The sequence below is a fragment of the Empedobacter sp. UBA3475 genome (assembly GCF_002378465.1).
GTDB lineage: Bacteria > Bacteroidota > Bacteroidia > Flavobacteriales > Weeksellaceae > Empedobacter > Empedobacter falsenii_B.
Genome location: NZ_DFRA01000013.1, coordinates 1 through 9,666, shown reverse-complemented (window position 1 = coordinate 9,666; position 9,666 = coordinate 1). Strand labels below are relative to the sequence as shown.

Annotated in this window: 11 protein-coding genes; 10 read left to right on the top strand and 1 reads right to left on the bottom strand. The window is 27.7% G+C overall.

The window, feature by feature from the left end; all coding sequences use genetic code 11:
* The first annotated feature begins 747 nt into the window (after nt 1-747).
* From B3I31_RS03815 to B3I31_RS03770, 10 genes are all read left to right on the top strand, one after another.
* The gene (locus tag B3I31_RS03815; RefSeq protein WP_135836432.1) at nt 748-990 is read left to right on the top strand and encodes a helix-turn-helix domain-containing protein; all 243 of its coding nucleotides are present in this window, start codon (nt 748-750) and stop codon (nt 988-990) included.
* Nucleotides 991-1,421: 431 nt separating this feature from the next.
* Nucleotides 1,422-2,543: a DNA (cytosine-5-)-methyltransferase gene (gene dcm, locus B3I31_RS03810; protein WP_291087633.1), complete on the top strand. Its 1,122-nt coding sequence runs from the start codon at nt 1,422-1,424 to the stop codon at nt 2,541-2,543.
* Nucleotides 2,544-2,549: 6 nt separating this feature from the next.
* Entirely contained in the window at nt 2,550-3,317 is a 768-nt protein-coding gene (locus B3I31_RS03805; RefSeq protein ID WP_291087630.1) for a DUF3883 domain-containing protein, read from the top strand.
* The gene (locus tag B3I31_RS03800) at nt 3,311-3,580 is read left to right on the top strand and encodes a hypothetical protein (RefSeq protein WP_291087627.1); all 270 of its coding nucleotides are present in this window, start codon (nt 3,311-3,313) and stop codon (nt 3,578-3,580) included. Before B3I31_RS03805 ends, B3I31_RS03800 begins: the two co-directional genes overlap by 7 nt.
* Nucleotides 3,581-3,946: 366 nt before the next feature.
* Entirely contained in the window at nt 3,947-4,711 is a 765-nt protein-coding gene (locus tag B3I31_RS03795; RefSeq protein WP_291087625.1) for a hypothetical protein, read from the top strand.
* A 231-nt stretch (nt 4,712-4,942) separates the two neighbouring features.
* A complete protein-coding gene (locus B3I31_RS03790; RefSeq protein ID WP_291059249.1) occupies nt 4,943-5,494 on the top strand; it encodes a hypothetical protein in 552 nt (183 codons plus the stop codon).
* A gap of 219 nt (nt 5,495-5,713) precedes the next feature.
* Nucleotides 5,714-5,944 carry a hypothetical protein gene (locus B3I31_RS03785; RefSeq protein ID WP_291087622.1) on the top strand — a complete coding sequence of 77 codons (231 nt, stop codon included), beginning with the start codon at nt 5,714-5,716 and terminating at the stop codon, nt 5,942-5,944.
* A gap of 15 nt (nt 5,945-5,959) precedes the next feature.
* The gene (locus tag B3I31_RS03780) at nt 5,960-6,454 is read left to right on the top strand and encodes a hypothetical protein (RefSeq protein WP_038330389.1); all 495 of its coding nucleotides are present in this window, start codon (nt 5,960-5,962) and stop codon (nt 6,452-6,454) included.
* Between the two features lie 320 nt (nt 6,455-6,774).
* Nucleotides 6,775-8,073 (top strand): AAA family ATPase, encoded by a 1,299-nt coding sequence (locus B3I31_RS03775; RefSeq protein ID WP_038330387.1) that lies wholly within the window; start codon nt 6,775-6,777, stop codon nt 8,071-8,073.
* Nucleotides 8,057-8,743 carry an RloB family protein gene (locus B3I31_RS03770; RefSeq protein WP_038330386.1) on the top strand — a complete coding sequence of 229 codons (687 nt, stop codon included), beginning with the start codon at nt 8,057-8,059 and terminating at the stop codon, nt 8,741-8,743. The genes B3I31_RS03775 and B3I31_RS03770 overlap by 17 nt, the downstream gene beginning before the upstream one ends.
* Before the next feature lie 165 nt (nt 8,744-8,908).
* Here B3I31_RS03770 and B3I31_RS03765 read toward each other — a convergent pair whose 3' ends face one another.
* Nucleotides 8,909-9,529 (bottom strand): master DNA invertase Mpi family serine-type recombinase, encoded by a 621-nt coding sequence (locus B3I31_RS03765; RefSeq protein ID WP_291087619.1) that lies wholly within the window; start codon nt 9,527-9,529, stop codon nt 8,909-8,911.
* Between the last annotated feature and the right edge of the window lie 137 nt (nt 9,530-9,666).

The window sequence follows — 9,666 nt, the reverse complement described above, 5'->3', positions numbered from 1 at the left end:
TCTACTTTTTACATAGTACAAATCTAAAATTTCAATTCTCATATCTAACATCTAATCTGTAATTTTTACATCATAAATCCCACGTCTTAAATCAAAAATCATATCCCTTCCGATACACGAACCACGAACAAACCATACGGAACGCATATACAATGGATACAGAATGGATATAGCTCGGATATACAACCGATACAGAAAAGTGTCATTTTGGATATACACCGATACAGGGATTTAACACTTTTTAACACATTATTTCTCTAATACTCTTTCATTTCGAGAAATCTATTACTATCACTTTTCAATTCTAGTAGAATCGAATAACCATCTGTGCATTTCTTTTATAGAAATACATATTTATAGAGAGTGTATTTCACTTGATTTGTAGAGGAATAAAACCAAGTTTATTTATTGTATGAAGTTCAGTGTTATTTGTAATGGAAGAAACGACCAAAAACAAAAAACCGTGGAACTCATCATTATCCGCCGCTGAGGTACTGGTATACCGAGGAACAGATAAGTGAGCCCACGGCATAAGACGTGAGCTTATCTACTTACCATCTCGTTCCAAAAATTACCAGTTTTCAACGGCGAGACTATAAGCAATAGCTTAATATTTTCTATATAAGTATTGCAAAATTACATATTCTTGTAATTCTTTAATCAAAGATAGTAAAAAAAATCTAATGTAGAAAACTTTACCTACATTTTTATTTCAAATAATATTGAAATTGCTCTTAAACTATTATCATGACAATTGAGGATAACAAAAGAAGTTATTTAATATATTTTGGAAAAAATCTCGAAAAAATTAGAACTGAAAAAGGTTTAAGCTATAGACAACTAGCTCAAAGATGTGATGTCGATTTTAGTGAGATTAGTAAAATTGAAAAAGGAGAAAGGAACATTCAAATTACAACAATTGTAGAGTTAGCTAAAGGATTAAACAAATCTCCTAAAGATTTATTTGACTTCAAAACAGAAGAAATCTAAAAAAATAAAAATTTAGAATATTTAAAAAATATACAAGATGATAAGTATTTAAAAACTCCTTGTTTAATATGAATATCCTAAATTTGAAATGAATTTAAGTCATAGGCATGACGTTCATTTATTACTCAGGTGTTGGTTTTTAGGTTAAAAATTCACCTGAGTTTTTTATTTATACGTAAATTAATATAAGTAAAGGGCTTCTATATAGAAGCCCTTTACTTATTTACACAATAATGGTTATAAACTAGATTTGTTTATATATTTGTTATTTACATGAAACTAAAGCTATAGTAGTTTCGTGAAAAATAATGTTATGGGAAATGCTTTCTGAAAGTCCGTACAAAAAATAAAAATCCGATTTCAAAATCTCAATTCAACAAAACTTGATTTTAATTTGTAAATTGCAACATTAATAAGTAAGCTAAAAGAGAATGTTGATAAAAGAGAAAATAAGCATAGAGGAATTTGATAACAAAAGTTATCAGATTAAGCTTGTTGAACCTTTAGAAGAAGAAAAAGCCGTATTAACTCATTACCTACATAATATACATAACGGAGTTTCAAAATACTATAAAGAAGAAGCTTTAAGTATTCTGAAAAATTATGTAGAATACAAAAACGAAAATGAAATTTCGGTTGTAGAGGAAGAAGCATTACAACAATTATTATTCGAAGTTGAAAATGTTCCATTTCCAACTCCCGAAAATTACACGTTCAAATTTATCGACCTATTTGCTGGAATTGGTGGTTTTAGAATCGCTATGCAAAATGTAGGTGGGAAATGTGTTTATACTAGCGAATGGAATAAAGATGCTCAAAAAACGTATCGTGAAAATTTTGGAGAGGTTCCTTTTGGAGATATTACAAAAGAATCAGTCAAAAATTATATACCAAAAGAATTTGACGTTTTATGTGCTGGTTTCCCTTGTCAGGCATTTTCTATTGCGGGACTTAGAAAAGGATTTTCAGATACTAGAGGTACTTTATTTTTTGATTTAGAACAAATTATAGAAAAACACAAACCAAAAGTTGTGTTTTTAGAAAATGTAAAAAATTTAGTTTCTCACGATAAAGGAAAAACCTTCAAGGTTATTCTTGAAATTTTAGAAGAAAAATTGGGTTACAAAGTGTTTCATAAAGTTTTGAACACAATGACTCACGCAAATGTTCCACAAAATAGAGAAAGAATTTTTGTTGTTGCATTCGACCCGAATCAAGTTCCGAATTATACCAATTTTCAATTTCCAGAAGAAATTAAATTAACAAAAACAATTCATGACATTTTAGACAAAGAGAAACAAGAAGATAAATATTATTATCCTGAAACTCATCAGTATTATCCTGAACTTGTTAAAACTATAACAAGCAAGGATACCGTTTATCAATGGCGTAGAGTTTATGTAAAAGAAAACAAAAGCAATGTTTGTCCTACATTAACTGCAAATATGGGTGCAGGTGGACATAATGTACCTTTGATAAAAGATGATTTTGGAATAAGAAAATTAACTCCAAAAGAGTGTTTTGCTTTCCAAGGTTATAAATCTGTAGCTTAATTGATGATGAATAAAGGAAATAAGCACAAAAATTATGAAATCCTAAATTTATTAGGATATGGATTAGCAAAATTTGATAAAGAATTTATCAAACAATTTGGCTTTAAAACTAAACTTTCATTTTTTGAATATTTTGTTGAAATAGGAATAGTTGAAACTGGAAGTGTTGTAAAAAATCGAATGGATTTGTTTGACCCATTTTTTGAAAACAGCAGAAAAGGTTGGTGGCAAAAAGGCGATGCCTATATCCATAGAAAATTACTGATTGATAGTTTGTTTGGAAAAGAAAATGTGATTGAATATGCCAATATTGTCAAACTATTTTTGAAAGATAATTTTAAGATTAAAGATATTTTTGTTGAAGTAAAACCAATTGTAAAATCAAGATTTAAAAAGCTACAAGAAACAGGATTAGAAGCTGAATTGTATTTTATGAATAATTATAATTCTATTGACATTTTCAAAAATGGTATTATTGAAGACGCTCGTTTGTATGGAGATGGTTATGATTTTCAAATCAATGTGAATGAAAGTTCATTTTTAGCGGAAGTTAAAGGAATTAGAGCTAAGAAAGGTAAATTTAGATTAACTGAAAATGAATACTTTAAAGCACAGGAATATAAAAATGATTATATAGTTACGTTAGTTTTAAATATGGATGATTTACCAACTTTTCTTACAATTGATAATCCATTGAAAAACTTAAAATTTGAAGAAAGAATTATTAAATCTAAAGAAACAAGAGAATATCATTTAATATCTGACATATGCTAAATTTTGAAGAAAAAATAGAAATTTTAAAGGAGTATTTATCTGAAATTAAAGATAATTATGCTGACAGTTTTAAAACTGATATTTTTCTATATTTCAATGAATTTGAAGATATTAAAAACACAGATTTTAAATTTCTTGGAGAATTAAAATCAATGGAAGATATTCAAACTTTTGTAGATAATCTAACTTCAAAAATCGTTATGAAATTTAATGAAGATGAAGAACAATTATCTGATTTTATCTTTTATGCACTAAATCAATAGCCCCGATTGCAGTGGAAATCCTTTTTTGTGAAGAATGAACAAAAAAGATTGAAACGTAAAGCGGGAAATAGCTCCTAAAAACTTTTCAGCGAAAGTGCAATTCCTTTTATCAATTACCGTGTAGCAGAAAACATTTTCTGTAGAAGTTTTGATGCAGGAAATTTATCTCGTTCAGATACAGCATTCGATGCGAACTATAATTCAATCGGTGTCGGTTTAAAGACATTCGTTTGTAATTCAAATAACAGCACTGAAAAAGTTGCTGAATTCAATTCACTTTCAAGAGTTTTATCTGATTTTAAAGGAAAAGATTTAGCTCATAAATTAGCCGAATTTAGAAATGAAAGAATTGATTTAGCTAATCGTTTGTACAACATTGAAAGTTCTTTATACCATATTGTTGCAAGAAAAGATAGTGAACTTGTTCTATTTGAAACAGATTATGACAAAATTGACATCGAGAATATTCACGCTGTAAAACAAAATTCTGCAAGTTTACAATTTGAAGACGGTAAGAATTTTTATAGTTTTAACTATTCAAAAAGTACGCTTTTCAGAAAATTTTATATTCCCGATAATGCTTTTAAAATACCAATTGAAATTTTAGAAGACCCTTATACTTTACTTTTAGAATTATTTGAAGATAAAGATTTAAAACCTGCAACAGATAAATTTGTTCGTGGTGAAAATTATGTCATTTTACCACTTTATGGAATTAAGAACAAAGAAAAATTCGTCTTTGAAAAAAGCGGATTAAATCAATGGAATGCAGGAGGTAGAAAAAGAGATTTTGGAGAGGTATATATACCAATTCCTGCTGAAATCCATAAACAATTTCCAAATTTCTTCCCTGAAAGAGACCAATTATTTGAATTAAAAATCCCAACAGGAGAAGTTTTTTCAGCAAAAGTTTGTCAAGACAACTCGAAAGCTTTAATGACCAATCCCAATAAAGCTCTTTCAGATTGGTTATTGCGTAGAGTTTTTCAAGTTAAAGAAGGAGAACTTTTAACTATCGAGAAGATGAATGAACTTGGATTTGATAGCGTAATAATCTGCAAAGATGCAAACGGAAACTATCAAATTGACAAAGCGAAACTTGATAGCTACGAACAATTTATAACCGAATAAGCACTTCCCATAACAAGGATTTTGCAAAAGAGCGGGTTAAGTACAAATTCGACATCTATGCTTTTTACCCGCAAAAACCATTTTTTATTTGCTGGAAAAATGTAAATTAGCAAATAAAAAAATGGTTTTGCTACGTTAGTGCAAAGTTGAAAGTTTCGTCTTTCTAATCCGCTCCTTCGCAAAGCCCCAAAACGTTAACTGACATTGCACCAAAACGAACGTTATCAAATTATGGGAAAATATCAAGAAGCTTTAGATGAATATTATCTTGAAGATGAAAATGGTAAAGTACGCGTAATTTATGCTTATTTTGGTTTAGCTATTTATATTACAAATTGTTTAGAAGAAACTTTTTCTATAATGCTTTGGACAAATAGAATTTTCAAAAACAAACCAAAAACTAATAAAGAGGTTAATGAAATAATTGATGAAGTAGAAAATTCAAGAAAAACTATGGGGCTTTTAATTCAAGAAATTAAAGTAAATTATGGTTTAACTGATGAACATAAACTACAATTAAAGAATGTATTAGATAAAAGGAATTATTTAATACATAAATATTTCAGACTTGAGATTCAAAAATTTTATTCTGAAACTGGTAATAAGGAAATGTTGAAATATTTTAGCGACATAATAGAAGAAGCTCAAAACTTAGACAATGAATTAAATCAGTATTTTGAACATTATAAACTAAAATTAGGATTCGATGAAAGGAGAATTACTGAATTAGTGGATAAAATGAAATCAGAAGAAATGAAAAGAGATAAAAGCAACGTCAGCTAACATCGGTAACTGTTGCGCAACTCCATTTTTAATCATAAAAAACAAAATAGTATAAATAATAACCTCTTTAGAAGAAATTTTAGAGAGGTTTTTTGTTTTACGTGAAACCGTAATTTATTGTTAAATGGTTGTTGTATGTTTGGGATAGTATAAAGAAATATAGATTATTTTTAATTTTACTATATTTTTCTCCGTTTAAAGATAAAGATTTACGGCATTATGAAAAACAAGACGCTTAAAGAATTAATCGAAAATTATCCGAACGAAATCCCTTTTGAAGAAATAGTTGACTTTGAAAATTTCGATGAAAGATTATCTGTTGTAAACTGTATTGTTGTAAATATAATTGGAGTTTTGCTAAATAAAAAATACACGCAACTTCGTTGCTATATTTTTTATTTAGCAAATCCGTCAACCGTTAGCAGCAAGCTTTCTAAAACATTACTCTAAAATAATATTACTTTTATGTTTGAATTAATTTGGATTTTATTAAATATAGCAATATTTATATATTTCTTATTTATATGCTTTGAAGTATTAAAGTATATTAAAAACAAAATAGGAATTCTAAAAACTGTAATTTTAACGATTGGATTAATTTCTATAATTTCACAAAATTCATCAAATGAATATAATTTCATTGACTTATCAAATAAATCTAATACATATACAGAAAAGTTTAAAATTGATGAATTAATTGAAAATAAAATTATCTCAAAAATAAATCTATCTATATTCTATATTAAGAAAGATAATGAAATAAAATTTACAGATGTAAAAACAGAAAAGTTAGGTATTATTGGTGGTACAGAATTGGAAATTCATTCTATAGCTTTTAATAAAACTGAAATTAGTAAACAATACAATTATCGTTTGTATGCATCAAAAATATGGAAAATTCTTGGGTTTAGAATTTATACAGAAAGTAAAGAATATGACGGCGAGTTTATAATAAAATGATAAAAGCCAGCAGCTAACATAGGTAATTGTTGCACAACTCCAATTTTAGCTACAAAAACACAATATAGTACAAATAACAACCTCACTAAGTGTTTTAAGCGAGGTTTTTTGTATTACACAACAAGGTGTAAAATATAGTTTTTTTTATATATTTGAGTTTAATTTTACGAAATTTTTCTTATTATTTATTTCGTAAATTACGATGTTAGCGAAATACTTTAAGTATAAACATCCAAATTATTTAACATCCAAATATAGTACATATCCCAAAGCTTATTCTTATATTTGTAAAAAAAATACAAATTTTAAAATAAGAAGAAATGATTGAAGAATTTAATTTCGGAAACTTTTGGTCATTTAAGGATGAACAAACCTTAAATATGACTGCTGCAAAAATTAAATCATTTCATCCGTCAATTGATAAGCGTAATGTAATTGAAATTGATGATAAAATGTCATTAATTAAATCCAAAGCAATTTATGGTGCAAATGCTAGTGGTAAAAGTAATATTATTAAAGCATTAGTTACTTTTATTCGTATTGTAACATCATCTGTAAAAGACGATAAAATTTTAAATATTATTGAGCCTTTTAAATTATCAGTAGATAAATTAAAAGAGCCAACTTTTTTCCAATTGGTATTTAGAATTAAAAATATAAAATACAGATATGGATTCGAGGCAGATGAAAATTGCATTAAAAGTGAATGGTTATTCTATACTCCTAATAAACGAGAACAAACTTTGTTTATTAGAGAAGAACAAGAAATTCTAGAAGTCAATGATAAGCATTTTGAAGAAGGCAGTAAATTCATTTCGTTACTTGACGACGATGAAAATACTATTTTTAGAACTAATTCTTTGTTCTTAACATCATTAGCTTCATTTGGCTTTGGTAAAATGTCTAAATCAGTAATTAAAGCAATTTCTTCAATTATTGTGATCAATGGTTTAGGGCATAGTGGTATGTACTCAGCTGCTGGTGATGCATTGGATGATTTAAATAAAAAGAAATTTATTTTAGACTTTTTAAAAAATGCTGATACGGGGATTAATGATATTGAAAATATTGAAATAACTAAAGATAATTTACCAGAAGATGCTGATGATGATTTAAAAAAAGAATTTAAAAAGGGAAATATCATCGTTTCTAGTCGTAGTCAATATGAAGGAAATAAAAAAGTTGGCAACGTTCCATTTGTATTAAGTGGACAAGAATCAGAAGGAACTATCAAAATGTTTGAATTAAGTCCATTCATCTTTAATGCATTAAATGAAGGTCGCACTTTAATTATTGATGAATTTGATTCAAGATTTCATCCACTTTTAACTAAAAAAATTGTTGAACTTTTCAACTCTGAATCAAATAAAAATTCACAATTAATTTTTACAACTCACGATACAAATCTCTTAAGTTCAGAAATTTTACGAAGAGACCAAATCGACTTTGTAGAAAAAGACAAATATGGTGCAAGTCATTTATATACTTTAGTTGAAATTAAAGGTGTTAGAAACAATGCATCTTTTGAAAAGGATTATATTCAAGGTAAATATGGAGCTATTCCATTCTTAGGTAATTTTTCATCTCTATTAAATTTTGATTATGCCGAAACCAACTAGAGCTGTAAAAAAGACAGATAAGAACAAAGCTTGGAATAGAAAAGCTAAACCAAGTAGTTATCAAATAGAAACTATACCGATAAGAAAATCTATTTTAATAGTTTGTGAAGGCCAAACTGAAAAATTATATTTTGAATCATTTCCAGTTCTAGGTTTGAAGGTTGAAGCTGTAGATTTGGGAGGTCAATCAAAAACTAAGCTAGTTGATAGCACACAAAAAATAATAGAAAGCTCAGAATATGAATATGATGAAGTATGGTGTGTATTTGATATGGATTTTAAAAATGGTGCTGATGAATATGCTGATTTTGACAATGCAATTGAAAAAGCAAATACACTAGGTAACGAAGTTGCATATTCAAATGATTCTTTTGAATTATGGTTTTATTTACATTATAATAAAATCGAAGCTCAACAATTAAGAACATTTTATTATGAGCAATTGAGCCAAAAATTTGGTATTAATTACGAAAGAGAAGGAAAAAAATATGCATTTTGTCAAAAAGTTTATTCTATTCTATTAAATGATGAACATGCCTCTCAAGAAAGAGCAATCAAAAATGCTGATGAGTTATATGAGAGTCAAAAACATTTGATATATCATAAACAAAATCCAGTTACAACAGTATATAAATTAGTACAAACTCTGAATGAGAATGTAAGAAAATAAGTTCTTCCGCTAATAACTAAGCTTTCTTCTAGCCCGGAGGGGATGAGATGTTTTGCAAAATTATTTAAGACAGAAAATAATAAAATATAAACCTCGCTTAAAAACTCTAGCGAGGTTTTTTTACATTAATAACTAAAAATATAGTTAGATAATTTAGATGATTCCCTAAAAATCTGATTTATATGCTAATACTTCTGGGTTGTTTTTTATAAAAGATGTTACTGTTAATCTATGGACACCTAATATGCGACCGATGGCACTGTATGAAACATTCTTTTCTAATAACTCTTTAATTTGTTTTTCTTGCCCTGTTAATTTCATTTTAGACGACTTTCTGCCTTTAGGGCGTCCAAGTATAACACCTTCTGCTTTTTTGCGTGCTAAAGCTTCTTTGGTACGTTGAGAAATTAAATTACGTTCTATTTCAGCAGAAAGACCAAAAGCAAAAGCTAATACTTTTGAATTAATGTCGCTACCTAATCTGTAATTATCTTTAATAGTCCATACTTGTATGTCTCTATTCATACATTCGTTTAGTACCCCCATTATCATTAGCAAGTTACGTCCTAAACGAGATAATTCGGAACATACTAAAATGTCGCCAGGCTTCATTTTTTTTAATAATTTACCTAATTTACGATCTTCTACTTGCTTGGCTCCTGATATTGTTTCTTCTATCCATTTGGTTACGAATAATTGTTGATTATCGCAGAACTGATTGATCTCGAATCGTTGATTTTCTACTGTTTGTTTGTCTGTACTTACTCTGATGTATCCGTAAATCATTCTTCATTTAATTTGATGCAAAAATGATGAGAAATTGTCTAAAAAAAATAAAGACTATTTTTTTATACAGAAATGAAACTACTTTAATTATTCAATAAAAAACTGATTAAAATAATCGACCTATTTTACGAGGCAGG